The organism is Bradyrhizobium sp. B120 (assembly GCF_049075665.1).
Taxonomy (GTDB): domain Bacteria; phylum Pseudomonadota; class Alphaproteobacteria; order Rhizobiales; family Xanthobacteraceae; genus Bradyrhizobium.
On the sequence record NZ_CP185242.1, the window covers coordinates 5650060 to 5675019 of the forward strand.

Below are 24960 nucleotides of genomic sequence, written 5' to 3' on the forward strand. Positions count from 1 at the left end.
CTCCCCCCCGCAGCCGCAGAAACATCCGGCAACACCTCTACCCCAAACATAGCTTGTCGCTCGACATTTGTTGATCGACAAAGCGCCGCGCGATGCGGATTCAGCCCCACCAGGGGGGCGCAATGTGGGCGGCGGCACATTAAATTAGTTCGATGGGACAGGGACAGGTACAAGTGGCGGCGCTGCTGGCCGGCGCCGCCTTGATGTTGAGCGGCTGCGGGCTGGCGGACAGCCACGCGGTATGGCCCGACATGTTGAAGGTCAAGGCCACCGAGCCGGCGCCGCTCGAAACGCCTCCGGACGTCAAGCGGCTGGTGGCCGGCAAGCTGGATTCGGTGTTCACCGCCGGCTCGCAGCCGGCCCATGTGCGGGTCTCCGCTCCGCTGCACGACCCGCGCGGCACCGGCTGGACCGCCTGCGTGCGCGCCGAACTGACTTCGGTGATCGGCAAGCCGCTCGGGACGCAGACCTATCGCGTCTTCATCAATGACGGCGCGATCTTCGATCGCCGGCAGGTGGAGGCTGACGACAATTGCGTGACCGAGACCTACGAGCCGGTCGAGAGCTCCGTCACGGCCGACGCGCAACGGAGCCCCAAACCCTAGCTATCAGCCCGCCCTCCGCGATCTTGCCGAGTTCGATGGCTGCAAAGCCAATGCGATCCACTCCGCAATTCTCGACGCCGTAGGCGAACGCGCGCCGTTGCCGAAGCCCTCAGAACTTCATCGTCACCCCGGTGTAGACCGTCTGTTCGGTGCAGCTCTTGTTGCTCGTACCGTTGGCAAAGAAGCAGATGCCGTTGGCGGCGTTGCTGCCGTCAAGGCCGAACTTGTTGTGCCAGTAACGGTACGCCACGAAGGCCTCCACGAAATGCGCGTATTTCGCGCCCCAAAGCGCCTTGCTGGCGTCAAAGCTCAACCGGACCGGCTCGGCATTGATCTCCGTCTTGGTGTTCCAGCTCGACGGAAGCGTGTAGCCACCATAGGCGCCGTTGCCCTTTGGTCCGTAGATGCCGACATGTCCGCTCACGGAGAAGTAGCGCAGGCCCTCCGGCAGGAAGTCGAGCGCGCTGCCGTAATCGATCTCCACCGCCCAGGTCGGATCGTAATGCAGATTGCCATCGATCGTTCCGGTGAAGCCGGCCGGCATCAGGCCCTTGTAAGGCGGCACGCCGTATAATCCGACGCCGTACGGACTGTTGCCGGCGTTGTTCGGAACCGCATAGGCCGAATGATTCCACTCCTGATAATACAGCGGAGCGATCGTCAGGTAGCTCTTGAACGGCAAGTCGAACGCAAATTGCAGACCGGCGACGATCGCTTCCTTGGCCGGCGCCGCATAGCCCAGCGTCGTCCGTCCGTCGGCGCCGATTTCGAAGGACACGTTGCGCAGCGCCCCTGCCCTGAACGCCGTGGTGTTGAACACTTCGTTGAACCCGACCGTGCTGCGCAGCGAGGCGTTGATCTCCATGTTGCCTGAACAGGGCGCGGTGGCGCCAAAGGCCGGATGGCTGTAGACCGCCGAACAGGGCGAAGCCGGATCCCGGTGATCGGACTTCAGCAGTTCGGCATAGAGACGGTTGGTGCCATAGGCCCAGCTATCGGTGTGGGTGAAGGCGTAGACCTGCTTGACGGTCCTTGCGGTTTCGCCGGGAGCCGTCGCGCTCGGCAGCACACCATAGGTAAAGCTGTTGTCGACGCTGGTGAAGAACGGCGTGCCGAACGGCGACAGGGCCGGCGTTCCCGGTACCGGCGCCCCCAGCTTCACGGTCATGCCGTAGTAGATGCCATTGCTCGAGCAACTGCCGTTGTAGACGCCCTTGGTGATGCAGGACGTGTCATAGGCCTCGGCATAGCCGCCGATGTTCTTCTCATATCGCCAGGCGGCCCAGACGTCGACGAGGTGCGCGTAGCTCGCGCCCCAGAACAGCTTGCCGGCGTCGAGTGTCAGGCGGACCGGCTCGAGCGCGTAACCGGTGGTCCGGTTGCTGAGCGGGCTTCTCGGATAAGGGCCGTAGCCGCCATTGCCGTCCGCACCGCGGATCGCCGCGCGTCCGCTGATCGAGAAATATTGCAGGGTCTCGGGCAGGAAGCCGAGATCCATGTAGTAGTTGAAATCGAGCCCCCAGGTCGGCGAGAAATGCATCACGCCGTCGGGAAGGCCGGGATAAGGCGGCGGCATCGACACAGGCCCGCCGAAGCTCGGAGGCATGAGCTGGGCGCCGTGCTGCATCCGCTGGAAGTACATCGGGCTGACGTTGAAATAGCCCTTGTACGGCAGGCTGAAGCCGAACTGCAGACCGGCAAGCACATCATAGTTGCTGGATGCGGTGAAGATGTTCGAGAGCGAGGCGTCCGCCCCGACGAGGAACGAGATGTTGGTCAGCGGGCCGACGGAGAACGCATTGGTGTCGAACAGTTCGTTCCAGCCGAATGTGCTGCGGATCGACGCCGAAGCCGCCACACCGCCGGCGCAGAGTCCGGTCGGCGCAAGCACGGACCCGAGACACGGCGCGGTTGCCGCCCCGTGATCGTATTTCGAGGTCAACAGCGAGAAGCTGTTGCTGCCATAGGCCCAGGTGTCATAGTGCGTGTACGCGAGCGTCGAGCTCTGCGAGTTCTTGGCGTATCCGGGAACGCCTCCTGAGAACTGCGAAACCGTGACACGGTTGTCGTTGACCAGGAAGAACGGTTTTTCAGCCGGCGGCGGCGCCTTCAGCGTCACGGCCTTCTTCGGCATCTCGCGCGCCGGATCGGTCGTTTGATCGGCGGCCTGCGCCGCTACCAGCATGCAGAACAGCCCGGCCACTGCGCCGGGGAGTACACCCTTCCGCATCATCCCTGCCCCCTTGTCGTTATTGTTATTGATCCGCCCCTGTCGATCCCTTCGGATCGTTGAATGCTCTAGCCGGCCGCCTCCCGGACCGGCGGCAAGCGCCAGCGTCCCGCCAGCATCTCCTGACGCGGAAGGTAGCAGCGCATGATCAGGCTGAACGGTCCGCGCTTCGGCGCCGGCAGCCAGTTGGCGGTTCGATCCCCGCCCGGATCGCCGCGCCCGATCCAGATGGTGATCGATCCGTCGGCATTGCGCCGAAGGCCGTCCGTGCGATCGCCGATGGCGTAGCGCGCCAGCGGGTTGTCGGTGAGGAACAACTGATTGTCGTCGGCGACTTCGTACATCGTCAGCGACCAGAAACCGTTCAACGGCAGTCTGGCGGGCAGGTGAAGCTGATAGTCGGCCAGACCGTCGAAGAAGCCGTTCTCCAGATTTCCCGCGGCGCGCATGTACATCGCCTCGGCGACCGGCAGCGCTCCGATACCCCACAGGGCCACGGCGGCGCGATAGCGATAGTCCTGATCGAAATTGCCGAGGTTGGCGCGCGGATAGCTCCAGCCGTCAATGAATTCCAATCGTCTGCCGCCGGACATCAGTGCCGCCCGCGCTGCGGCGACACCCTGGGCAACCGCCTCCGCGGCTGCCGGCGACGGCAGCCGGAGCGCGGCTGCGATCCGACGCAGAATGGCGGTATCGGTCGCCGGGGGCCGGTCCGACGCCATCAAGCCCTGAATGCTCGCGAACAGCGCCGGCGCCGCCGCGTTGCGCTCCGCATGGTCGTTGGGCCGGCTCCCTGACGGGCCTTCCAGTTTGAAGCCATCCTGAACCCGGCGTGCGGCTGCGAGATCCGCGGCGCCATCGACCAATGTCCTGATCAGCAGCCACGCATGCGGGGTCGCGACACGGACGACATCGGGGCCCGATCCGGTCTGGTCCGGTCCGATGATCGTGAACGTGCCGCCGGCATTGCCGATCGTGCGGGTGCCGAGCACCGCATTGTTGTTGGTGTACATGTCCATCAGCGCGGCGGAGAAATAGCGGTCTCCCGTCGGCGGGATCGTCAGCCGGACGGCGCCCTGCGTCAGATCGAGCCATGCGATCGAATACAGCGTGTCGTTGTTCGGCGTCGTGACCCAGCGCGCCCTGTGATCGATCAGGTCGCGCTGATGCGACAGCGTGTTCTGTAAACCGGTGCGGCCAAGTGAGTTGCGGCGAACCGCGGCCATCTCGATCAGGGGTAACGCATAGACGAAGGCCTCGCCCGCCGCAGCGGCCAGGCTGGCTTCCTCCGGGATCGGCTGGGATATTGGTGCGCTGGCAGATGTCCGCGGCAAATCCCTGGGCGTCATTTTTCTTCTCCAGCTTGGGCTATCGAGACGGGCTCATGTCAGCGCGACGGCGAGGCTCTGGACGCGCTCGGGCGTGGTCCGATAGCGGCCAAGCGACAGGAACAGCATCACGGGGACGATCTGCACGGCCGACAACAGCAGCAACGGCAGAACCACGCTATCGCTCAATGTCGAAAGCCAGACGAACGCGACCGGGCCGATCGCCGCGCCGATGCAGAACGCAAACAGGAGCCAGCTGAAGACCTTCGAGACCGATCGCGTGCCGAAATAGCGCCCGGCCAGATAGGGCATCAGGTCCGCCTCCCCGCTGATCGAGAACCCCATCAGGACGGAGGCGAGCACCATCGGAGCCACTCCGTCCGCAGTCGCATTGATCAGCGCCGACAGCGCCATCAGCAGAACGGTCAGGATGCCGACGACGCGGGCGTGCAACCGGTCGAGCAAATATCCAACGACAATTCGCCCGAACAGCGCGGCGACGGCGCCGGCCGCCTGAATCCAGGCAACATCGGCAGCGCTCACGTCGGCGCGGCGCTTGAGGATGTACATGACGTTCGGCGCGATCGCATAGAACGACATTCCGATCACGGCGAAGCAGAGCGCGAGCTTCCAGAAGGTCGGAGTGCCAATGATCTCGGCGGCGCTGATGCCGGCCTCCGGCGCCTGCGCCTCAGCCGATAGCCGCGGCCCATCGTTCTTCGATGCCGGATCGCCGGCGGGCGGAGCGTCCACTACCAGCCACGCCACCAGCGGCAGGCAGACGACAAGCTCGAAGACGGCGAATGTTAGCAGGCAGGCCGACCAGCCATATCCAGCGATGATCCCGTGCGCGGCCAGCGGCACGATGAAGCTGCCGGCGGCCTGCGCGCTCGCGGCGAGACCGAGCGCCAGCCCGCGCCTCTGATCGAACCAGCGGGAGATCGCCTTTGCATAGGACACGACATTGGTGCCCGCGCCGACAAAGCCGAACAGTGCCGCCGCGAGATAGAATTGCAGTAGCGAATTTCCAATCTGGCTCAGAATGACGAGCGACCCCGCGAACAGGGCAATGCTGATCAGTGCGAATTTTCGCGATCCCAGACGATCGAGCGGCCACGCACAGAACAGATAGGCGACCATCGTCGACGACAGCACGATGGTTGCGGCCCGCGCCACCTCGACCTGGCTCCAGCCGTAGTCTTGCGCCATCGCGCCGGTCAGATGCGCGAAGCCCGCGGTAAAGATCGGCGCGGCGCCGAACGAAATGCCGATTCCCGAGCCGATGACGACCTTCCAGCCGGGATCCATGATCTGTCGCGCCATGCTGCCCTCGTTAATCACAAGCGACGCGCGCTGACAGCGGATGGCCGGCACCACCGATGCGCCGGAGAACCACGACCGCCGGACCAATCCGCGATCTCCTGTTGCCGCTGGACGACATCGCGCTCCTCCCGAAATATTATTGCATATTTTTATGCATTTATAATTTTGCGGTTTGAGCGATGTCAAGCCGCCGGTGCTGCTTCAGGCGCTAGGTTGCCAGCCGGTGCACCGTGACCCAGGAATCGCGCAGGATCTCGCGCCGCCGCGCAAACAGTCCGCCCCAGACGTTGCGGTTCGGCTGGGCCTGGTGCGCGGGTTTCGGCTTCCAGTAGCGGCTCTCATCCCATGCTGCGAGACTGGGATAGTTCACGATCATCAGCACCACCGCCTCGTCATTGGCATTCAGCTCGCGGCAGCGCCAGAAGCCCGCGATACGCATCGCAGTGTCGGCTTCCGACGATTTCCACGCCTCGACGCTCATCTCCGTCAGCGCCGGCACCTGATCCGGCGCGACGACGAACCAGCGGTGGGTGTAGATGCCGTCCGCGGTGCACGGCGCCTGTCCGCGCGCCAGCACGTCGAACAGCCGGCTGCGGCTGCCGACGAGATTTGCGCTCTCATAGGTGGGCGGCGCCGGTTCGCCAGTCCAGCTGGTGGCGGCAGTGACGACGTTGCTCGAGATACCGATCAGCGGCACGAAGACGCCGAGCATCTGCGCATGAGACGGCGCGCCGCCGGCCTTGAGCGTCGCGGCGATCTCCTCGCCGCGGTTGGGTTGAACGATCAGCTCGTCAAACCGCAGCACGCGATAGTTGGTATCCGGCAATGGCTCCTCCCCGGTCGGCTCCCCCTCGGACGCGTTCCGTCCGAGAATGTATTTGCATATCTTTATGCAGATATATATTCCGCCCGCTCGAGCGGTGTCAAGCCGCCGTCGGCGCATCGACAGATCGCGGTCTCGCAAGACATGGGAGGCGAAGGACTTGCCGTAGCGGGAAAAATCCGCTCTCTGGCTAGCCGCGAATATTTTCTCGTGCTCGATTTTGCCAAGAGGCGATCAAGCTGAGGCAATCAAGCTTTTGAAGGACCGCGATTGCATGGTTTCCCGCTCGACGTCAGGTCTCTCTTCCGCCAAGTCGGCCGACGGCCGGCGGCAGCGCACGCAGGTCACCCGCGGCAATATCGTCTCCGCGTGCATCGCGCTTCAGAATGAGGGCTCGGCACGTCCGTCGGCGCAACAGATCGCGGAGCGGGCCGGCGTTTCGATACGCACGCTGTTTCTGCATTTTCCGGAGAAGGGACAGCTCACGCAGGCGGTGCTCGACGAGTTGACGCCCCCCGAATCGATCGAGCCGCCGCCTGCGCAATCCGTCCTGCACGGCGCGGTGGAGGTTCGCGTTGCGCAATTCATCGACATGCGGGCCCAGGCGCTGGAGCGAATGACGCCGCATCGTCGTGCTTCCAACGCGATGATCGAAACCTCGCCGCTGCTGCAGAAACATCGTCTGCGGGTGCGCAAGGCGTTTCGCGACGTGGTCGGCCAGTGGTTCGCCACTGAACTCGAGCAGGTGTCCGCCGAGGCACGGCAGAAATGGCTCGTTGCCCTTGCGACCCTGGTCGATTGGGAAATGTGGCAGTCGCTGCGCACCTATCCGAACCGAACCATTCCCGAGGCCAAGGATTGCCTCACGCTTCTGCTCAAGTCTGCCTTGCGGCAGATGGAAGCGGAAGGATCATAGGCTGGGCTCGCTTGGCGCGTGAACGCCGTGCCGTGACGGCGTTATGCTGAACGTCCCGTTAACAATACCGCTCAAATTGCCGGATGGCCTCAACGGCATTTTCCATCTCTGTCCGCTAGCGTTGCCCGCGATGAACGCAAGGCCGACCAGCCTTTGCAGACCGGGGAAACATGGGACGTGGCCGATATTGCTGACCAGGCAATGATCCACCGTGCATCGCGCAAGGATGCCACGGATGATCGCGCGTTGCCGCCGCTGTCGGCCGCGCCGGTCGGCGCATGGCGGGCGCTGGCCGAGCGCGCGATCGAGGCCAATGGCTACTACCAGCCGGACTGGGAGCTGGCGGTCGATGCCTCCGCGCGCAGGCGCACCGGCGCATCGCTGCTCAGCGCCACCGGCGATGCCGGGCAATTGATCGGGCTGTTGCCGGTCGTGCCGATGCGGCGAATCTACCGGATCCCCCTGCCCGCACTGGTCGGCGCCGAACCCTACGGCACGCTGTGCACGCCGCTGCTCGACCGCGACGCCGCCGAGCAGGCCGTCGGCAAGATGCTGCAGCAGGCACGCAACGCGGGCGCGCATGCGCTGATCCTGCGCACCATGTCGCTCGAAGGCCCGGCCATGGCGGCGATCCGCGCGGTGCTCGCGCGCGACGGCTTGCAGCCGCGCCTGCTGAGCACCTATCAGCGCGCCCAGCTCGATGCGACGCGCGATGCCGATGAACTGCTGCGCGACGCGCTCGGGCCCAAGAAGCTGAAGGAGCTGCGCCGGCAGCGCCATCGCCTGTCCGACCACGGCGCGGTGCGCTTCGACGTCGCCCGCACGCCGCGCGACGTTACGGCGGCGCTCGAGACTTTCCTTGCGCTCGAAGCCGGAGGCTGGAAGGGCCAGCGCGGCACCGCGCTCAGCCAGCATGCCGGCGACGCAACCTTTATCCGCCGCGCGACGTCGGCGCTGGCCGAGACCGGCCGCTGCGAGATCGTCATGCTGCATGCGGGCGGCACGGCGGTTGCGGGCGGCATCGTGGTGCGCCATCAGGACCGCGCCTTCTTCTTCAAGATCGGCATCGACGAACGCTTTGCGAAGCATTCGCCGGGCGCTCAATTGACGCTGGAGCTGACGCGCCATCTCTGCGCCGATCCTGCGATCAATTCGGCCGATTCCACCGCGGCGCCCGGCCATCCCATGATCGACCCGATCTGGCGTGGCCGCTTCGCGATCGGCGACGTGCTGCTGCCGCTGCGGCGGCGCGATCCGCTCGTTGCCGCCGTTCATGCCGCGCTGACCCTGAACAGTTTCGCCTACGAGGCCGCACGCAGCGCCATCCACTTCATCCGCAGCCGGCGCGGCAAGGCCGGATAGCGCGGCCCCCCTTTACGCGAGCCCGCGCGGATCGATAGGCTGCGCATGACGGCCTCGAGCCGGTAACGTCGTGATCGGGCGGGAACGTGACGATCCAGGAATGCTACGTCCGGCAGGACGCGTTGACCGACCCTGGCGAGCTGGCCGGTGCGTATGACGATTTGCCCGAGACGGTCTCCGGACTGTGCGAAGTCATCTCGGGGCTGATCATTCACGTCGCGTTGGCGGAGCGATACGGCATTCCGCCTGATTTCCCGATGATCCGGCAAACCCAGCCGGTCGCAGATCGGTTGAAGCTGATCCAGACCTCGTTTGCCGGTCCGCTCACCACGGCACGCCCGCCGCGCAGCCGTACATTCGGCACCTGTCGCGACTACGCGCTCCTGCTATGCAGCATGCTCCGCAGCCGATCGATCCCGGCGCGGGTCCGCTGCGGCTTTGCGACCTACATCGGCGACGACATCTATCATGACCATTGGATCTGCGAATATTGGTCACCAGCCGACCAGCGCTGGCTGCAGGCCGACGCGCAGCTCGATGCGCTTCAGATTGAACAACTGCAGATCAGGTTCGACGGCGCGAACCTGCCACGCGATGCGTTTCTGACGGCATCGCAGGCCTGGCGAATGGTGAGGAGCAACGCGGTGGCTGCCGGAGCGTTCGGGCATGGCGCGGCCAGAGGTCTGTGGTTTCTTCACGTCAACGTCTACCGCGACCTGCTGGCGCTCACGAACCGGCAAATGTCGGCGTGGGATAGCTGGCGCGACGCCGCGCCGGCCAGCAAGGTCTTGAAGGTCGACGCCCTTGCCGAGCTCGACCGGCTCGCCGACGTGGTCGCGGCGTTCGAGGATGGCTCGGACCGGTTCGCCGTGCTGGACGAAGCGGCATCACGCAACTTGATGCCGCCCTGGTCTCGGTAATGCGCCGGGCGGCCCGGCAGAACGGCGCACCGAGCTCGCCTCCTTCACCGCGACCAATGGTTTACCTTTTCGTAGCCATGCAGACACATCAGGAAACAATAAGTTCCCGCCGTCAGGTTGGTGTCAGGTGGCCCTTCTAGCGTTGCGGCGCGTTGTTTCTCAGGCAGCGCATGCCCTTGCCTGGAAAGCCTCATCTGATGGAAGCATCGGGTGAGGCTTTCTGCCGCCGGTGCCCCCAAGCCCGAGTTACTGCAATGGTGAATGCGGGGCCGGCAGCATGATGGTCGAGTGCATCTCCTCGAGCAGCTGCGTGCCCTTGCCGAGGAATTCCAGCCAGGCCGGATCCTTCATCGCACCACCGCGCGCCGCGGCGCGGGCGTTGAGATCGGGATAGGCCCAGATGTGGCAGACCTCATTGGGCTGCCCGGAATCGGTGTGCCAGAGGCCGACGATCTTGGAATATTTCTCGCGCTCCGGCATCACGCCGGTGATCAGATCGAGCCATTGCTTGACGCCGCCGAGCGGCTTGGCGCGATAGTTGCGGAATTCGTAGATGTTGCCCTTGGTGGCAGGCGCCACCGGCGGAATGATCGCATTCAGCAGCCGGACCTCCTGGCGCACCAAGAGCGGACGGATCGCCGGAATGTATTCGCCGGTCCAGCGCGGATTCTTCGCAAGCTCGGCACGCAGCCGGGCCCGCTCGTTGAGATCGGCGTAGCTCCACATGTGCATGACCTGATTGAGCGGCCCGATCTCGGTGATCCAGTAGCCTTCCAGCTTGCCGAAATTGTCGGCGCGGATGTCGCGCGAGATCGTGCTCGCCGCCTTCACCATCTCGCCGACGGCTCCCGGACGTACCGTGTAGGTGCGCAGCTCGTAGATCATGGTTGTCTCCTGGTTGTTTCCGATGGATCGTGTGGACAAACGAAAAAGCCCGGCAGGCGCCGGGCTTTCGTGAACGACTGCGGACTACTCGGCCGCCTGCGCGTTGATCTCGGCCGAGACCTCGCGGATGGCGCGGGCGAGCTGCTCGGCCGGCTGGGCGCCGGACACGGCGTATTTCTGCGCGAACACGAAGGTCGGCACGCCGGAGATGCCCTTCTCGGAGGCTTCCTGCGCTTGCGCGGAGACCAGCGCCACATCCTCGTCGGTGGCAAGGCGCTTGCGCACGTCGTCGGCATCGAGCCCGACGTCGGCTGCCGCCTGCACCAGCACATTGGTGTCGGTGAGATCGCCGCCGTCGCGGAAATACAGCTCCATCAGCCGCTGCTTCATCTCGGCCGCCTTGCCCTTGGCCTCGGCCCAGTGGATTAGGCGATGGCAGTCGATCGTGTTGGGCTGCCGCTTGACGAGCTCGGGATGGTAGGTCAGCCCCTCCTCATTGGCGGCGGCGACCACGCGGCCGGCGATGCCCTTGTAGGCGTCGACCGAGCCGAACTTGGCGGTGAGATATTCCTCGCGGCTGATGCCCTCGCGCGGCACCCAATTGTTGAGGAAGAACGGCCGCCAGTGCACCTCGACCGGCACGTCGGGCACCAGCTTGAGCGCATCCTCGATGCGATGCTTGCCGATGTAGCACCAGGGGCAAACGACGTCGGAGACGATATCGAGGCGAAGCGGCTTCAACGTGCTCATGGCGTCCTCCGGATTGAGGCCCCAAAATAAGCCCCCCGCTCTGCAGCACAAGGGCGTCGGCCGCATGTCTCGCATCACATAACCTCGGCGGTTATTGTGGGAAGAACGCCCGCCTTCTAGACAGCGGCCTGCCCCAACAGCCCGCCGAGACCCGCCGATGACCGCCATTTTCCTGCCAGAAGGCAATCTGTTTCGTGCCACCGAGCACGCCGGAGGGCCATGGTCGCCGGACATGCTGCAAGGCAGCGCCACCGCCGCGCTGATGGCGCGCGAAGTCGAACGGCTGGCGCTCCGCACAGGTTTCGCGATCCGCCGCCTGACCTTCGATCTCTGGCGCCCTGCCGGCTTGCGGGCCTTCGCGGTCGAAACAGCCATGCTGCGCGACGGCCGCAAGGCCAAGACGATCCAGGTCAGTCTCCTGGACGGCGACATCGAGATCGGCCGCTGTACGGCGCTGGTGACGGCGCCAGGCGAAGAATCGCCGCGCGATCCGTTTTCGCATCCGGCAAGCCCGGACACCGCCCCCGAGGCCGGGACGCCGCCGCCGGCCTTTGCGCAGAATTGGAGCCGCTATTTCCAGAACGTCTCGGTGCGCTTGATCGAGGGCGCGCTTGAGAAGCCCGGCCCTGCCGCCGCATGGATGCGCCTCGACGTACCGCTCGTCGCCGGTGAGCTCAACACGCCGCTCTTGCAGTCGGTGCAGGCCGCGGACTTTTCCAGCGGCGTCGCGCAGATCGTTGACATGCGCGAATGGACGTTCGTCAATCCCGAGATCAGCCTCTACTACTTCCGCCCGCCTGAGGGCGAGTGGATCCTGATCCGCTCGCGCACCCGCGTCGGGACCGGCGGAGCCGGGCTCACGACCGCGACCCTCAGCGATCGCGGCGGCCCGTTCGCCGAGGTGATGCAGGCGATGAGCTTCGAACGCCGCGCCGGATCGGCTCAAGCGTCCTGAGCCGCAAGCGCCGTCAGCACAGCCTCGGAGGCTTCGTCGGCCGGCATGAACATCTCGACGCGCATCTCTTGCAACGTCACGTCCTGAGGCGTGCCGAGCGTCAGCACCGTGCCGACCAGCCCAAGCATCACTTCGCCCTTGCGTAACCGCACCTCGCACAGTGGCCCCGGCGCCGCGGTTTCGTTGAGGTGCGGCACGGGGATATCGGGGAGTTTCAGGAGTTTGCGCCAGGTCGACTGCAACGCGAGGTCGAGCGGTGCCGCCATTGCCTCGTGACGCGCCCGCGCCAGCAGCGCCGCAGCGAGATTCGACCAGTTCTCGACGTAGGGACGCAGCTCGTCCGGCGACAAAAACATCCCCATGTGATTGAGCGGCCGCTGCATGCGCACCGGACCAAGCAGCATCGTGATCAGCCGCGCTGCCGCGCGATTGGCCACGATCACGTTCCACTGCCGGTCGGTCACGATGGCCGGAAACGGCTCGTGCCGGCGCAGCAGCAGGTCGATCGCGCGCCTGGCGTCGGCGAGCTCCGGCGCCGCCAGATCATGCTCGCCATATTGCCGAGCAAAGCCACCGGCCTCCAGCAGCGCATTGCGATCGCGCAGCGAGAGGCCGAGCGCTGCGGCAAGCTGCAGCAGGATGTCCCTGCTCGCGACGGCCTTGCCAGTTTCGACGAAGCTCAGATGCTTGATCGAGATGCCGGCCTCGAAGGCGAGGTCGGCCTGGCTCATGGCGCGTCGCCCGCGCCAATCACGCAGGAGATCGCCGACGGGATGAGGTCGTGCGCCGCGGGCCGGGGTCGAATGGGTGTTCATGAGCGGATTATGCCGCCAGGCGGCTCCGGCTGCAAAGTTCGCGTATCGGTTCGTTCAGCCCAGAGCGCTGGCCATCTGCCGCATCCGCTCGGCGGTCAGCTCGTCGGCCGGGAAGAAGGTCTCCAGCGCCAGTTCCTGCAGCGTGATGTCGACCGGGGTGCCGAACACCATGGTGGTCGAGATGAAGCTCAATATCTCGCCATTGAGGCGGAGCTTGAACGGGAGCGCGACGTTGTTGTCGGGGGTGATCGGGGCCGCCCGCGCCGGGATCGGATAGGATTTCAGGTCCTGATAGAGCTTGAGCAGCTCCGGATCAGCCGTCGCCTCGCACTGCCGATGCAGCCGCTCCAACAGATGCGCGGCCCATTCCGCCAGGTTCACGGTGCGCGGCGCGAGGCCCTCCGGGTGGAAGGCCAGCCGCAGGATGTTGAAGGGCTGCCCGAGCAACCGCTGCGGCACGCCCTCGAGCAACGGCGCCACCATGCGGTTGGCGGTGACCAGATTCCAGTGCCGGTCATAGGCCAGCGCCGGATTGGGCTCATGCGCCTTCAGCACCAGGTTGATCGCCTCGCGCGCCGATTTCAGCGCGGGATCCTGCAGCGAGCGTTGCGGAAATGCGGGTGCGAAACCCGCGGCGACCAGCAGCACGTTGCGTTCGCGTAGGGGCACGTCGAGGCGCTCCGCCAGTTTGAGGACCATGTCGCGCGACGGCGCCGAGCGGCCGGTCTCGACGAAGCTTAAATGCCGCGCCGAGACCTCGGCATCGACGGCGAGGTCGAGCTGGCTGAGATGGCGGCGCTGCCGCCACTCGCGCAGGTGCTCGCCGATCAGGACGGGTTTTGCGGGCTCGGCCCGCGCCATGGATGCATGTGCGTTCATGGTGCAAAACCTACCATGCGAAATTCGCCCGTTCCATTACGCCTGAGGTAATCGAATTGGCGCGCGGGCCGGCTCATCTTCCACGGCACAGGAGATGACCATGCTGATGCTGTCCCTAATCCGCGCCCTCGCCGTCCTGATCGCTTGGCTAGTCCCTTGGCTGGTCCATTTGGTCACCTGGCTGGTCGCGCGCTCGCTCAACATGCCCCAGCCGATCGTGTACGCGACCAGCATGTTCGTGTTCGCGCAGGTCTATGCGGTCGAGATGAGGGTCGGCAGGGGCCTGCAGCGTCAGCTGCAGTCACTGATGCGCTGAAAACCCATCCCAACCCGAGGAGACACTGCCATGATCCATTCGTCCCAGCTGCTGCGCCGCGCCCTGCTTGCCGATGCCGTGTTCAGCGGCGTATCCGCCATCGCGATGGTGCTCGACACCGGCGCGCTGGCCTCGCTGCTCGGCCTGCCGGAAGCGCTGCTGCGCGAGACCGGCCTGTTCCTGATCGCCTATACGGCGCTAGTCGGCTGGCTCGGTGCGCGAACTTCGCTGCCGAAGGGACCCGTGATCCTCGTGGTCGCCGGCAATGCGGCCTGGACGCTTGCCAGCATCGCGCTGCTGCTCTCGGGCGCGGTGTCGCCGAACCTGCTCGGCATCATCGTGATCCTTGCCCAGGCGATCGCCACCGGCGTGTTCGCCGAGCTGCAATATATGGGCTTGCGGAGGAGCCAGGGCGTGGTGACGGCGTAAGGTGCGCCGTCATTGCTCAACCTCGTCATTCCGGGGCGCGCCTCTTGGCGCGAACCTGTCATCGGGCGGCGCTCCGCGCCGACCCGTTGGCGAGCCCCGGAATGACGGAGAATTTCTTCGATATCTCTCGCCAACCCCAAGCATCACGCCCTGCCCGCTGGCGACGCCCATCTCGAGGCTCGAGGCGATGCGCCGCGCGCGCTCGATGAAATGAAGCGCTGCGACCGGCGGGCACAGTTCATGTGCCGTCGCCTCGAACAGTTCGAGCCAGCGATCGAAATGCGCGGCATCGACCGGCAGCTTCATGTGCTTGACCATCGGCGTGCCGTGATAGCGCCCGGTCATCAGCGCGACCGACGACCAGAACGCGCACATCTGGGCCAGATGCGGCTCCCAATGGGTGATCCTGGCCTCGAACACCGGCCCGATCATCGGGTCCTTGCGGACCTTGGCGTAGAAGCCGTGCACCAGGCGCTCGATCATGGCCTCGGTGATCCCGGTCCGCGCGACGATCTCGGCGGTGATCTCCTCGCGGCGTTCTGCTGCCGTCATTCGCTCACATCCTAAATAGGTATTTTAAATACCTATTTAGACTGCTACGGTGGCTCCGCCAAGTGCCGATTTCAAAGGGCTTCCATGCGCCTGACATCATTTACGGATTTTGCGCTGCGCGCGCTGATGCGGCTGGCCGGTGAGCCGGACCGCTCATTCGCGACCAACGAGATCGCGGCCGAGTTCGGCATTTCGCGCAACCATCTCGCCAAGGTGGTGCGCGACCTCGCTGAGGCCGGCTTCATCGCGACCCAGCGCGGCGCAGGCGGCGGTTTTTCGCTGGCGCGCGCCCCGCAGGCGATCACGCTCGGCGAGGTGGTGCGCGCGCTCGAAGGCGGCAGCGCGCTGGTCGAATGTTTCAGGGATGATGGCGGAGAATGCGTGCTGCTGCCGCGCTGCCGCCTGAAGGCGAGGCTCGCGGCGGCCCGCGAGGCCTTCATGCGCGAACTCGACGGAACCACGCTCGCCGAATGCGCCTACCTCGCGCGTCCGGCGCGTCATCCTGCAAGGGCATCATGACGACGATCGCATTCACTGACAGCACGTTCGAGGTCGATGCCGATATCGTCGCCGACGGCCTCGGCATCACTGTGCCGCTGCTACAGGACCAAATGCGATCCGGCAAAATCACGACGCTGTCGGAACGCGGGGTCGACAACGATGCCGGTCGACATCGGTTGACCTTCTTCTCGGAACACCGCCGTTTCCGCCTTGTCATCGACGAGCGCGGCACTATCCTCCAACGCTCGACGCTCGATTTCGGCGACGCCCCGCTGCCCGCATCGGCGCGCAAGCCCGGCGGCTGGGGCGTGCACTTATAGGGGCGCAGAGGTCAGGAACCTCGTGCTTCGGGCGTGTACCCATCATAACCCGTGCCGCAGTCAGGACGCGTATGAGGTCCGCTGTGCCCCTGATGGCGGAGCGGACCTCAATGCTTCAATGCGTCTTCTTGCGCGGATCATCAGCCGGATCGATGTAGTCGATGCCTCCTGGGCCGGTGAATTGAATCTGGAGGATCGCCTCCTCGTTTTCCGTCCAAACATAATGAGCGTGCTTCGCCGGCATTATCTCCAAGGCACCCGCCTTGACCATCTCGCCTTTGGCAGGGTCAAACTTTTCGCCCATGCCCCAGCCGACGCTACCGCTGATCACCGTGACGGTCTCGGCATAGGGATGAGTGTGCGGCGGAAGTTTATAGTGGGGAGGAATCTTGACGCGCTGAACCACCACGCTGCCAGCTTTCGTTGGATCGCCTGCCAGGAGCGCGACCTGGCCACCCTTCGGAACGTTCGGATTTTCCTTCCACGTCAGAGCATCTGGTTTGACGATGGTTCCGGCATCTTGCGCCAGCGCCGAACCCGTCAGTGCGATCAAGGCTGCCAAAGTCAGAAGCTTTTTCATGAGGTCCTCCCTACGATGATTGCTCCATTTTTCAGAGTGCTACTGCTTGCAAGATGATCACTGCCCAATCCCCAAGCGAGCACCTCGGCACCTCTCGCTTCACGGCAGCTCGCGATAGCGTACGCGACGCCGCCGTGGCACCAAAGGGAGCAAAAGAGTGATGTCGGGTCAGGGTCCCGAGCGGTAATGCTCTGGCTGATCGTAAGATTTCGCTTGGCGGTCCGAAGCTGACGTCTGCGCCTTTATGGGTAGAGGTCCTGGTCACAGCATTGCTGGCTTTGCCCCCGATCGGAAGTCGATGGGCCCAATTTGGCCGTCCATCGTTGGGACGTATAGCAGCCAATCGCCGGACCGGATGCCTCGCGGGTCAGTGCATCGGCGCGAGGCGACGTAGTCGATCTCGCCGCGCAAGACGTTATGAGTACACGCCCCGATTCCGGAGCGCGGCGTCAGGCTTGGAGCACCCGCGCGGCGCCCCGCTTCGGGGCGGCAGCCTTGACGAGAGAATGACCGTTCAGTTGCGTGCCGTTCAGCTTGCCATTTGCCTTGGCGCCGTTCGTCTTCTTTGCCCTGGCTTTGGCCCGTTGCTCGGCGAGCTTCTCGGCCTCGCGCTGGGCTTTCCGCTCGGCCTTTTCCTTCAGCCGCAGCCGCTCCGCCCTCGCCTCCGCGCGCTTCTTCTTGCGCTTCTTCTCGCAGGCATCGCACTTGCAGCCGATCGGCTTCAGATAGGCTTTGAAATAGTCGGTTCCGTAATCGTAGTTGATCTCGTCGCCCGGCTCGATGTCCTTGATGGCGCGGATGAACACCTTGCGCTTGCGCGGCTTGACGTCGGATTCCGCGTTCGGCCGGCAGGCGTGGTTGATGTAGCGGGCGACGTTCTCGCGGATCGAGCCGTCGATGGTCCATCGGTTGGTGAGCTCGAACAGATATTTGTTCTCGATCGCGTCCTCATCCTTCTTCTTCGAGTCGAGCAACGGCCCGAAATAACGGATGATCTTGGTGCCTTTCTTGATCGGCTTGGTGGCGAAAAGGCCAAGGCCAGTACGGGAACGGCCGACACGATAGGGCTTTTGCGATGATGATGCGGGCATGACGATCGAGGCTAAGGCACGCAAGGTGCACGCGACAGAAGTTGCGAAGCCGCCCTTCTAGGACGATTCCGCGCGCCTGTCAGGTGTTTCCCGCGTGTCTGTTGAACCTTCCCCAGATTGCATATGTCAGACACAAAGTAACGTCCGGATCGCAGGTTTCCCCCGATGAAATACCCTGCTTTTGCAACAATCATTGTGGCGCTCGCCAGCGCAAATCCCGGTCAGGCTGGCGCCCAAACGATCAGCAGCTTCTATACGTCGACCGCGCCGAAGGCCTGCCGGATGATCGGCAAGCCCAACGAGGACGACGGCAGCGCCACGCGGGTCTGCCCGGGGAAATCCGGCCTTGTGGTGCTGATCAGCGAGGGCGATCTGCGCGAAGTGGTCTCGGTGGGCCGAAACCGCGCGGCAGCAGCCAGGGAACCGGCGGCGCAGGCCTGGTTCGGCCCGTTCAGCTCGACCGGCGATACGGTCGAATGGCGTGCCGCCGGCGGCAAGCCCTTCGCGATCATCCAGCGCTGGCAGATCGCCGACAGCAGCGAGCAGGACAAGCGCGGCGGCCCGGTGTCGCGGGCGATGCTCGCCGTGACGCGGCTACCGCCGGGCGAGGTCTGTCACGTCGCCTATGTCGACGTTGCCGCTAACCCCAACGCCAACGCGCTGGCGCGGCAGGCCGCCGACGATTTCGCCCGCGACTTCAAATGCGGCGCGGACCCGGTGAAGACGATCGGACAGAGCGGCCGCTCGACGTCGCTGACCAAACGCTAGAACGCCGCCGCAGGCGCCATATCGGTTACGGCCGCGCTGAGCGGCCCGCAGACAAACGCAGCATCGCGGTCAACAACGCTTCCACTGATGTGCCCTCGGGCGACCGATCCAGAATCGTCTTGAGGCGGCCGTCGAGCAGCAGCATGGTAAAGCCATGCACCAGCGACCAGGCCGACGCGATCGCTGCCGCCTGGTCCAACGTAAGCTGCTCCTTGGAAATCTGCTCATGTCGGCTGGCGCCGACGCCGCGGGTCAGCCCGGCGAACGACGCCTCGGACGCCTCGTGCAGCGACGGCCGCTCATGATCGAGCCGCTCGCTGCGGAACATCAGCCCATACATGCCGGGATGCGCCTGCGCATAGGCGACATAAGCCTTGGCGCTCGCCACTCCCTTTTCGGGCGGTGTCGACGCCGAAGCGTCCGCCGCTGCCATCGCCTGGCCGAATTGCCGGAAGCCGATCGCCGCGAGCTCACTGAGCAATCCGGTGAGATCGCCGAAATGATGCGTGGGCGCGGCGTGCGACACGCCGGCCTCGCGCGCCACCGCACGCAGTGTCAGTCCGGCCAGTCCGTCACGCTCGAGCACGCGCTCGGCGGCCTTCAATAGCGCTTCATGCAGATCGCCATGATGATACGGCGTGTCATTGGTCCGGCGCCGTGGTGCCGAGCGATCGGCGGCACGCGCAACCCGGCGCCCCGGAGCCCGCGCTGGACGAGTCGCCTTGTTTTCTTTGGATAATCTTGCCATGCGGCCCTTATATGTCGCAATTTTTACACTGTAAAGATTTTGCTTGACGATCGGCGGCGTCACTCCTACTGATATCTTTACGGTGTAAAGATTATAATGCAGGGAGATGCGGAATGCTCGATCAGGTCACATCCAACACGGCGCGAAGCAATCTGGCGCCGATTCCATTTGAAGCCGACGCGCCGTTTCTGAAGATCACAGGCGAATTGCCGCGCGAGCTGAACGGCACGCTGTACCGCAACGGCCCCAATCCGCAGTTCAATGTGCCGGGCGCGCACTGGTTCGTCGGTGACGGCATGCTGCACGCCTTCCATCTCGAGAACGGCCGCGCCAGCTATCGCAATCGCTGGGTACGCACCCCGAAATGGCAGGCCGAGCACGACGCCGGACGCGCGCTGTTCGGCGGCTTCGGCCGCAAGCTGCCTGATGCGCCGGAAACGACCCTCACCGACAGCGGCGTCGCCAACACCAACATCATCTTCCACGCCGGCCGCCTGCTCGCGCTCGAGGAAGGCCATCTGCCGACCGAGATCGATCCCGGCACGCTCGACCGCCTCGGCTATTGCGACTACAAGGGCGCGATATCGGGCCCCTTCACCGCGCATCCCAAGATCGATCCGGTCACCGGCGAGATGGTGTTCTTCGGCTACAACGCCGCCGGTCCTCTGACGCCGGCGCTGTCGTATGGCGCGGTCAATTCGTCCGGCGTGGTGACGCGGTTCGAACGCTTCGACGCGCCCTTTGCCAGCATGGTGCACGACTTCATCGTCACCGAGAACCACGTGCTGTTTCCGATCCTGCCCATCACCGGCAGCATGGAACGCGCGATGCGCGGCAAGCCGCCCTACGCCTGGGAGCCGGGAAAAGGCGCCTATGTCGGCGTCATGAAGCGCAACGGCTCAGCCAACGATCTGGTCTGGTTCCGCGCCGAGAACTGCTATGTCTTCCACGTCATGAACGCGTGGGAAGATGGCAACCGCATCGTCGCCGACGTGATGCAGTACGAGGAGCCGCCGCTGTTCACCCACCCCGACGGCTCGCCGACGGATGAGAAGAAATCGAGCGCCCGGCTGTGCCGCTGGAGCTTTGATCTGGCGGGGAATACCGACAGCTTCACCCAAACCTATCTCAACGATCTGACCGGCGAATTCCCGCGCATCGACGACCGCCGCGCCGGTTTCAGGAATAGCCACGGTTGGCACGCAAGCACCGACCCTGACATGCCGCTGGCCGGCGCGCTGTCCGGCATCGTGCATGTCGACGGCGCGGGCAAGCGGCTCGGCAAGTATCTCTTGCCGGCCGGCGACACGATCTCCGAGCCTGTCTTCGTCGAGCGCGGCTCGGGCGCCGCCGAGGGCGACGGCTGGCTGCTCGCCGCGGTCTGGCGCGCCCGCGAAAACCGCAGCGACCTCGCCGTGTTCAACGCACAGGATGTCGAGGCGGGTCCGACCGCGCTGGTCCATCTCGGCCACCGCGTGCCGGATGGATTCCACGGCAATTGGGTGGGGGCGGAGTAGGCGCGCGTCACTCCAGACGTAAGAATACGCAGTCCCCCCGCTCGTCATGCCCGGGCTTGTCCCGGGCATCCACGTATTTGTTGGTTCTTGAACGAAAGACGTGGATGGCCGGGACAAGCCCGGCCCTGACGGCTGGCGATATAAGGAACGACCCACGACCGCTTAAGCATCAATCTGGATTCACTCACTTTCTTGAGATCGCATCACGATTTTGACACTGTAAAGATTTCGCTTGACGCCCCCTCTGCCCGCCTCTAGGGTATCTTTACGGTGTAAAGATCAGCCTTCGAGGCTCCCAATGACGATCTTCCTGATCCTCGCTCCCTACGGCGCCTTTGCCACGCTGATGCTGGTGACCTCGGCCACGGTGAGTTTGCTCGCCGCCGCACTGATCTGCCTTGGCGTCATCGCGTTCGACATCGCGCGCGGCCGCAGCATCAAGATCCTCGGCGTCGGTTCGGTGATCGTGTTCACCGCGGTCGGCAGCTACCTCACCTTCGTCGATCCGACGCCAAGCACCATCGCGGTGAAGATCGCCGTCGATGCCGGCATCCTGCTGGTGTCATTCACCACGATCCTGATCGGCCATCCCTTCACGCGGCAATATGCGCTCGAGCAGGTCGATGCCGAGATCGCGAAGCAGCCGGGCTTCCTCTATGCCAACTACCTGATCACCGGAGCCTGGACCGCCGCGACGCTGTTGATGTTGATCGGCAACATCGCGGTGCTCTATGTGCCGGCCCTGCCGCTGTGGACCGGCCTCTTGATCGCCTTCGCCGCGCGCAATGCCGCGGTGGGCTTCACCCGCTGGTATCCGCAATATCGCGCGGCCAAGTACGGGACGCCGCCGGCCGGCGCGCTGCCATCACGCTAGACGCTGCAACAACAACATCACAGCGATCATCCTGCCTGAGGAAACGGAAACCACGACGATGAAGAGCGTATTTGCCAGGCTCGCGAGCGACTTCCTCTCCACCATCGTGTTCCTGGTGGTCTATCTCGCCACCGACAATGTCCTGATCGCCACCGCTGTTGCGATCGTGGGTGCGATTGCGCAAGTGGTCTATGCGCGCGTCAAGGGACAGGCGCTCGGCTACATGACCTGGGCGAGCCTTGGACTGGTGATCGTGCTTGGCGGCGCGACGCTGCTCACCAACGATCCGCGCTTCGTGCTGGCGAAGCCTGCGATCGGCCACATCGCGATCGGCGCGATCATGCTCAAGCGCGGCTGGATGCTGCGCTATCTGCCGCCGATCGTGACCGAGACCATTCCGGAATACGCCACCCTCGCCGGCTACGCCTGGGCCGGGCTGATGTTCATCCTCGCCGCCGGCACCATCGCGATCGCGGCGACCGGCGACATGAAGCTGTGGGCGTTCTACGTGTCGGTGGTGCTGGTCGGCGCCAAGATTGCCGCCTTCGCGATCCAGTACGTCGCTTTCCGCTTCCTGGTCGGCAACCGGCTGCGCGCCGCCGCCCGCGCCTGATCGCCGCAGCCGCGAACTAGGCGCGCGCGCCAAGATAGGCTATACCCGCGCACGCTTTTTTACCGGAGGGGAGACATCAATGGCGGTGGACGGAAACTGGAATTTGACCATGACGACGCCGATGGGCGAGCGCAAGGCGACCTTGTCGCTGGCGAGCTCGGGCGGCACGCTCACCGGCACGCAGGGCGCCGAGGGCAACTCCACCGAAATCTTCGACGGCACCGTGAACGGCGACAGCGTCGCCTGGAAGGTCTCCATCACCAATCCAATGCCGCTGACGCTCGAATTCTCCGGCACGGTCGCAGGCGACGGCATCTCCGGCGAGATGGGCATCGGCCCGATGGGCAGCTTCCCCTTCACCGGCACCCGGGCGTAACCCTTCAATTTAGAACCAGATCTGCATCGGCAGATCATGCGCATCCAGCGGCTGCGGTCCCCCGGGAACGCAGCCGCTTGGTTCATGAGCGGCCAGCGCCACCGCGCAGGCGTCAAGCACATCGTCGCGCTTCGCGCCGGTGCCGATCCGCGCTTCGGTCAGCCAGCGATCGATCTCGCTAAAGCCGGCGCGCTTCAAGAGCTTGCGGCGGAGCGCATCGCCCTCCTCCGACTTCTTGCGCGGCAACGGCTTGCCGCCGTTCAACCGCAGGAACACCAGCTCGGGATGCACCTCGCGGATGTCGCGCGCGGCGTTGGCGCGGACGAACGTGTCGACCTCCATGATCTTGTTGCCGAGATGCCAGAGCTGGCGCGAGACGCGGGTCTGGCCGCGGCGCAGCGCTTCACGGTTCGCCGCATCGGGATCGTCAAACTCCAGCCACAGCCAGCGCCGCGCGCCGGTGAAAACGCGTGAGGTGTGCGGGCGCAGCCGCTCGCGGGCAAGCAGGTCGCAATCGCGCTTGCCGTCATCGGTCATGCCGATCGGGATATCGATCCCGGCGCGATCGAACGGACGCGTCAGCGCGTCCGCAATGTCGCCGTGAAAGGAAAGCGCGCGCCGGTCGCCGTCGATGCTGACGGCGACCCAGCCTCTGGAAAATCCGTCGAGGCCGACCGCAATCAACCCAGGTTCAATTCCTTGAAGAAGTCGTTGCCCTTGTCATCGATGATGATGAAGGCCGGGAAGTCGACCACCTCGATACGCCAGATCGCTTCCATGCCGAGCTCGGGATACTCGACCACCTCGACCTTCTTGATGCAGTGCTCGGCGAGGTTCGCTGCCGCGCCGCCGATCGAGCCGAGATAGAAGCCGCCGTGCTTCTTGCAGGCCTCGCGCACCGCGACCGCGCGGTTGCCCTTGGCGACCATCACCATCGATCCGCCCGCGGCCTGGAACTGGTCGACGAACGAATCCATGCGGCCGGCGGTGGTCGGGCCGAACGCGCCGGAGGCGTAGCCATCGGGCGTCTTGGCGGGGCCGGCGTAGTACACCGGATGGTTCTTGAAATAGTCCGGCAGCGGCTCGCCCTTCTCCAGCCGCTCGCGCAGCTTGGCGTGGGCGGAGTCGCGCGCCACGATCATGGTGCCGGTCATCGAGACGCGGGTCTTGATCGGATATTGCGACAGCGTCGCGAGGATATCCTTCATCGGCTGGTTGAGATCGATCTTGACGACATCGCCGCCGAGCGACTGCTCGACCGCAGGCAGATACTGCGCCGGATTGTGCTCGAGCTCCTCGAGATAGACGCCGTCCTTGGTGATCTTGCCGAGCACCTGACGGTCCGCCGAGCAGGAGACGCCGAGGCCGATCGGCAGCGAGGCGCCGTGGCGCGGCATGCGGATCACGCGGACGTCGTGGCAGAAATACTTGCCGCCGAACTGCGCGCCTACCCCCAAGCTTTGCGTCATCTTGAGGATTTCCTGCTCCATCTCGAGATCGCGGAACGCGTTGCCGTCGGCCGAGCCATGGGTCGGCAGCGCGTCGAGATAGCGCGCGGAAGCGAGCTTCACGGTCTTCATGCAGAGCTCGGCCGAGGTGCCGCCGATCACGATGGCGAGGTGGTACGGCGGACAGGCCGCGGTGCCGAGCGTCAGCACCTTCTCCTTCAGGAACGCAAGCAGCCGGTCCCTGGTCAGCACCGAGGGCGTCGCCTGGAACAGGAAACTCTTGTTGGCCGAGCCGCCGCCCTTCGCCATGAACATGAACTTGTAGGCATCGTCACCCTCGGCGTAGATCTCGCACTGTGCCGGCATGTTGTTGGCGGTGTTCTTCTCCTCGTACATCGACAAGGGAGCTACCTGCGAGTAGCGCAGATTACGGCGCAGATAGGCGTCGCGCGCGCCTTCGGAGAGCGCGGCCTCGTCGTCGCCGTCGGTGATGACGTTGCAGCCCTTCTTGCCCATGATGATCGCGGTGCCGGTGTCCTGGCACATCGGCAGCACGCCACCGGCGGCGATGTTGGCGTTCTTCAGGAAGTCGAACGCAACGAACTTGTCGTTGTCGCTCGCTTCCTTGTCCTCGAGGATCGAGCGCAGCTGCTTCAGATGGCCCGGCCGCAGATAGTGGTTGATGTCACCGAAGGCGGCCTCGGACAGCGCCCGCAGCGCCTCGCGCGACACCACCAGCATGTCCTTGCCCAGCACCTTCTCGACCCGGACGCCCTCGCTCGTCACCTTCTTGTAGGGTGTGGTGTCGGCACCCAGCGGGAACAGCGGGGTGTGCTTGTAGGGCGGAACGGGCTTCTGGTCGGGGAAGGCTGAGGGGGCGTTCATGAGCTGCTCTTTGGGCTTGCAGGTCGGGTTCGTAAGGCCGGTCCGGCCGTGCGGCCGCCGGAATGTAGAGCCGTTCTAAGCCTTTTTCGGACAAAGGAAAGGGAAGCCGGCCGCCTTCCAGCCATGCGCGGGACCGGCAATCCGCGTGCTA

General features: G+C 64.8%; 28 protein-coding genes. 14 read left to right on the top strand and 14 right to left on the bottom strand.

Going from position 1 to position 24960, the window contains the following annotated elements; all coding sequences use genetic code 11:
- Nucleotides 1–173: 173 nt before the first annotated feature.
- A complete protein-coding gene (locus ACOIX3_RS26255) occupies nucleotides 174–605 on the top strand; it encodes a hypothetical protein (RefSeq protein ID WP_420964914.1) in 432 nt (143 codons plus the stop codon).
- Between the two features lie 109 nt (nucleotides 606–714).
- Here the strand turns inward: ACOIX3_RS26255 and ACOIX3_RS26260 are convergent, their stop codons facing one another.
- The 4 genes from ACOIX3_RS26260 to ACOIX3_RS26275 all read right to left on the bottom strand — a co-directional run bounded on the left by ACOIX3_RS26260 (nucleotide 715) and on the right by ACOIX3_RS26275 (nucleotide 6312).
- Nucleotides 715–2838 (bottom strand): hypothetical protein, encoded by a 2124-nt coding sequence (locus ACOIX3_RS26260; protein WP_420964915.1) that lies wholly within the window; start codon nucleotides 2836–2838, stop codon nucleotides 715–717.
- Nucleotides 2839–2903: 65 nt separating this feature from the next.
- Complete coding sequence (locus tag ACOIX3_RS26265; protein WP_420964916.1) at nucleotides 2904–4184, bottom strand: DUF1254 domain-containing protein; 1281 nt, start codon at nucleotides 4182–4184, stop codon at nucleotides 2904–2906.
- A 33-nt stretch (nucleotides 4185–4217) separates the two neighbouring features.
- Nucleotides 4218–5486 carry an MFS transporter gene (locus ACOIX3_RS26270; RefSeq protein ID WP_420964917.1) on the bottom strand — a complete coding sequence of 423 codons (1269 nt, stop codon included), beginning with the start codon at nucleotides 5484–5486 and terminating at the stop codon, nucleotides 4218–4220.
- Nucleotides 5487–5694: 208 nt separating this feature from the next.
- Nucleotides 5695–6312 (bottom strand): hypothetical protein, encoded by a 618-nt coding sequence (locus tag ACOIX3_RS26275; protein WP_420964918.1) that lies wholly within the window; start codon nucleotides 6310–6312, stop codon nucleotides 5695–5697.
- A 271-nt stretch (nucleotides 6313–6583) separates the two neighbouring features.
- On the opposite strand from ACOIX3_RS26275, the gene ACOIX3_RS26280 reads away from it, so the two are divergent.
- The 3 genes from ACOIX3_RS26280 (at nucleotide 6584) to ACOIX3_RS26290 (ending at nucleotide 9507) form a co-directional block, all read left to right on the top strand.
- Complete coding sequence (locus ACOIX3_RS26280; RefSeq protein WP_420964919.1) at nucleotides 6584–7225, top strand: TetR/AcrR family transcriptional regulator; 642 nt, start codon at nucleotides 6584–6586, stop codon at nucleotides 7223–7225.
- Between the two features lie 177 nt (nucleotides 7226–7402).
- A complete protein-coding gene (locus tag ACOIX3_RS26285; protein ID WP_420964920.1) occupies nucleotides 7403–8587 on the top strand; it encodes a GNAT family N-acetyltransferase in 1185 nt (394 codons plus the stop codon).
- Between the two features lie 86 nt (nucleotides 8588–8673).
- Entirely contained in the window at nucleotides 8674–9507 is an 834-nt protein-coding gene (locus tag ACOIX3_RS26290; RefSeq protein ID WP_420964921.1) for a transglutaminase domain-containing protein, read from the top strand.
- A gap of 246 nt (nucleotides 9508–9753) precedes the next feature.
- Here ACOIX3_RS26290 and ACOIX3_RS26295 read toward each other — a convergent pair whose 3' ends face one another.
- Both ACOIX3_RS26295 and ACOIX3_RS26300 read right to left on the bottom strand, forming a co-directional pair.
- On the bottom strand, nucleotides 9754–10392 hold the full coding sequence (locus ACOIX3_RS26295) for an NIPSNAP family protein (protein ID WP_420964923.1): 639 nt from the start codon (nucleotides 10390–10392) through the stop codon (nucleotides 9754–9756).
- Between the two features lie 84 nt (nucleotides 10393–10476).
- Complete coding sequence (locus ACOIX3_RS26300; RefSeq protein WP_420964924.1) at nucleotides 10477–11142, bottom strand: DsbA family oxidoreductase; 666 nt, start codon at nucleotides 11140–11142, stop codon at nucleotides 10477–10479.
- A gap of 157 nt (nucleotides 11143–11299) precedes the next feature.
- On the opposite strand from ACOIX3_RS26300, the gene ACOIX3_RS26305 reads away from it, so the two are divergent.
- Complete coding sequence (locus tag ACOIX3_RS26305) at nucleotides 11300–12097, top strand: thioesterase family protein (RefSeq protein ID WP_420964925.1); 798 nt, start codon at nucleotides 11300–11302, stop codon at nucleotides 12095–12097.
- Here ACOIX3_RS26305 and ACOIX3_RS26310 read toward each other — a convergent pair.
- Both ACOIX3_RS26310 and ACOIX3_RS26315 read right to left on the bottom strand, forming a co-directional pair.
- Nucleotides 12085–12828: a helix-turn-helix domain-containing protein gene (locus ACOIX3_RS26310; RefSeq protein WP_420964926.1), complete on the bottom strand. Its 744-nt coding sequence runs from the start codon at nucleotides 12826–12828 to the stop codon at nucleotides 12085–12087. The two genes, ACOIX3_RS26305 and ACOIX3_RS26310, sit on opposite strands and share 13 nt — an antisense overlap.
- Before the next feature lie 138 nt (nucleotides 12829–12966).
- On the bottom strand, nucleotides 12967–13791 hold the full coding sequence (locus ACOIX3_RS26315; RefSeq protein ID WP_420964927.1) for a helix-turn-helix domain-containing protein: 825 nt from the start codon (nucleotides 13789–13791) through the stop codon (nucleotides 12967–12969).
- 100 nt (nucleotides 13792–13891) lie between these two features.
- On the opposite strand from ACOIX3_RS26315, the gene ACOIX3_RS26320 reads away from it, so the two are divergent.
- Both ACOIX3_RS26320 and ACOIX3_RS26325 read left to right on the top strand, forming a co-directional pair.
- Nucleotides 13892–14107 (top strand): hypothetical protein, encoded by a 216-nt coding sequence (locus ACOIX3_RS26320; protein WP_420964928.1) that lies wholly within the window; start codon nucleotides 13892–13894, stop codon nucleotides 14105–14107.
- 30 nt (nucleotides 14108–14137) lie between these two features.
- Nucleotides 14138–14536 carry a hypothetical protein gene (locus ACOIX3_RS26325; protein ID WP_420964929.1) on the top strand — a complete coding sequence of 133 codons (399 nt, stop codon included), beginning with the start codon at nucleotides 14138–14140 and terminating at the stop codon, nucleotides 14534–14536.
- Between the two features lie 9 nt (nucleotides 14537–14545).
- Here ACOIX3_RS26325 and ACOIX3_RS26330 read toward each other — a convergent pair whose 3' ends face one another.
- Entirely contained in the window at nucleotides 14546–15088 is a 543-nt protein-coding gene (locus tag ACOIX3_RS26330; RefSeq protein ID WP_420964930.1) for a group III truncated hemoglobin, read from the bottom strand.
- Between the two features lie 84 nt (nucleotides 15089–15172).
- On the opposite strand from ACOIX3_RS26330, the gene ACOIX3_RS26335 reads away from it, so the two are divergent.
- Both ACOIX3_RS26335 and ACOIX3_RS26340 read left to right on the top strand, forming a co-directional pair.
- Complete coding sequence (locus ACOIX3_RS26335; protein ID WP_420964931.1) at nucleotides 15173–15607, top strand: RrF2 family transcriptional regulator; 435 nt, start codon at nucleotides 15173–15175, stop codon at nucleotides 15605–15607.
- Complete coding sequence (locus ACOIX3_RS26340; RefSeq protein WP_420964932.1) at nucleotides 15604–15909, top strand: DUF6522 family protein; 306 nt, start codon at nucleotides 15604–15606, stop codon at nucleotides 15907–15909. Before ACOIX3_RS26335 ends, ACOIX3_RS26340 begins: the two co-directional genes overlap by 4 nt.
- Before the next feature lie 115 nt (nucleotides 15910–16024).
- On the opposite strand, the gene ACOIX3_RS26345 is transcribed toward ACOIX3_RS26340, so the two are convergent.
- Both ACOIX3_RS26345 and ACOIX3_RS26350 read right to left on the bottom strand, forming a co-directional pair.
- A complete protein-coding gene (locus tag ACOIX3_RS26345) occupies nucleotides 16025–16489 on the bottom strand; it encodes a cupin domain-containing protein (RefSeq protein WP_375789060.1) in 465 nt (154 codons plus the stop codon).
- A 449-nt stretch (nucleotides 16490–16938) separates the two neighbouring features.
- Nucleotides 16939–17580: an SET domain-containing protein gene (locus tag ACOIX3_RS26350; RefSeq protein WP_420964933.1), complete on the bottom strand. Its 642-nt coding sequence runs from the start codon at nucleotides 17578–17580 to the stop codon at nucleotides 16939–16941.
- Between the two features lie 165 nt (nucleotides 17581–17745).
- On the opposite strand from ACOIX3_RS26350, the gene ACOIX3_RS26355 reads away from it, so the two are divergent.
- Nucleotides 17746–18348 (top strand): hypothetical protein, encoded by a 603-nt coding sequence (locus tag ACOIX3_RS26355; RefSeq protein ID WP_420964934.1) that lies wholly within the window; start codon nucleotides 17746–17748, stop codon nucleotides 18346–18348.
- Nucleotides 18349–18373: 25 nt separating this feature from the next.
- On the opposite strand, the gene ACOIX3_RS26360 is transcribed toward ACOIX3_RS26355, so the two are convergent.
- Entirely contained in the window at nucleotides 18374–19096 is a 723-nt protein-coding gene (locus ACOIX3_RS26360; RefSeq protein ID WP_420964935.1) for a TetR/AcrR family transcriptional regulator, read from the bottom strand.
- 113 nt (nucleotides 19097–19209) lie between these two features.
- Here ACOIX3_RS26360 and ACOIX3_RS26365 point away from each other — a divergent pair, with 113 nt between their 5' ends.
- From ACOIX3_RS26365 to ACOIX3_RS26380, 4 genes are all read left to right on the top strand, one after another.
- Entirely contained in the window at nucleotides 19210–20613 is a 1404-nt protein-coding gene (locus ACOIX3_RS26365; protein ID WP_420964936.1) for a carotenoid oxygenase family protein, read from the top strand.
- A 298-nt stretch (nucleotides 20614–20911) separates the two neighbouring features.
- Nucleotides 20912–21487: a hypothetical protein gene (locus ACOIX3_RS26370; protein WP_420964937.1), complete on the top strand. Its 576-nt coding sequence runs from the start codon at nucleotides 20912–20914 to the stop codon at nucleotides 21485–21487.
- Nucleotides 21488–21545: 58 nt separating this feature from the next.
- Nucleotides 21546–22100: an inner membrane-spanning protein YciB gene (locus ACOIX3_RS26375; RefSeq protein WP_223970279.1), complete on the top strand. Its 555-nt coding sequence runs from the start codon at nucleotides 21546–21548 to the stop codon at nucleotides 22098–22100.
- A 79-nt stretch (nucleotides 22101–22179) separates the two neighbouring features.
- Entirely contained in the window at nucleotides 22180–22476 is a 297-nt protein-coding gene (locus ACOIX3_RS26380) for a hypothetical protein (RefSeq protein ID WP_092115378.1), read from the top strand.
- Between the two features lie 9 nt (nucleotides 22477–22485).
- On the opposite strand, the gene ACOIX3_RS26385 is transcribed toward ACOIX3_RS26380, so the two are convergent.
- Both ACOIX3_RS26385 and ACOIX3_RS26390 read right to left on the bottom strand, forming a co-directional pair.
- Nucleotides 22486–23160 (bottom strand): DUF429 domain-containing protein, encoded by a 675-nt coding sequence (locus ACOIX3_RS26385; protein ID WP_420964938.1) that lies wholly within the window; start codon nucleotides 23158–23160, stop codon nucleotides 22486–22488.
- Entirely contained in the window at nucleotides 23157–24809 is a 1653-nt protein-coding gene (locus ACOIX3_RS26390) for a fumarate hydratase (protein ID WP_298377254.1), read from the bottom strand. Before ACOIX3_RS26390 ends, ACOIX3_RS26385 begins: the two co-directional genes overlap by 4 nt.
- Nucleotides 24810–24960 lie beyond the last annotated feature (151 nt).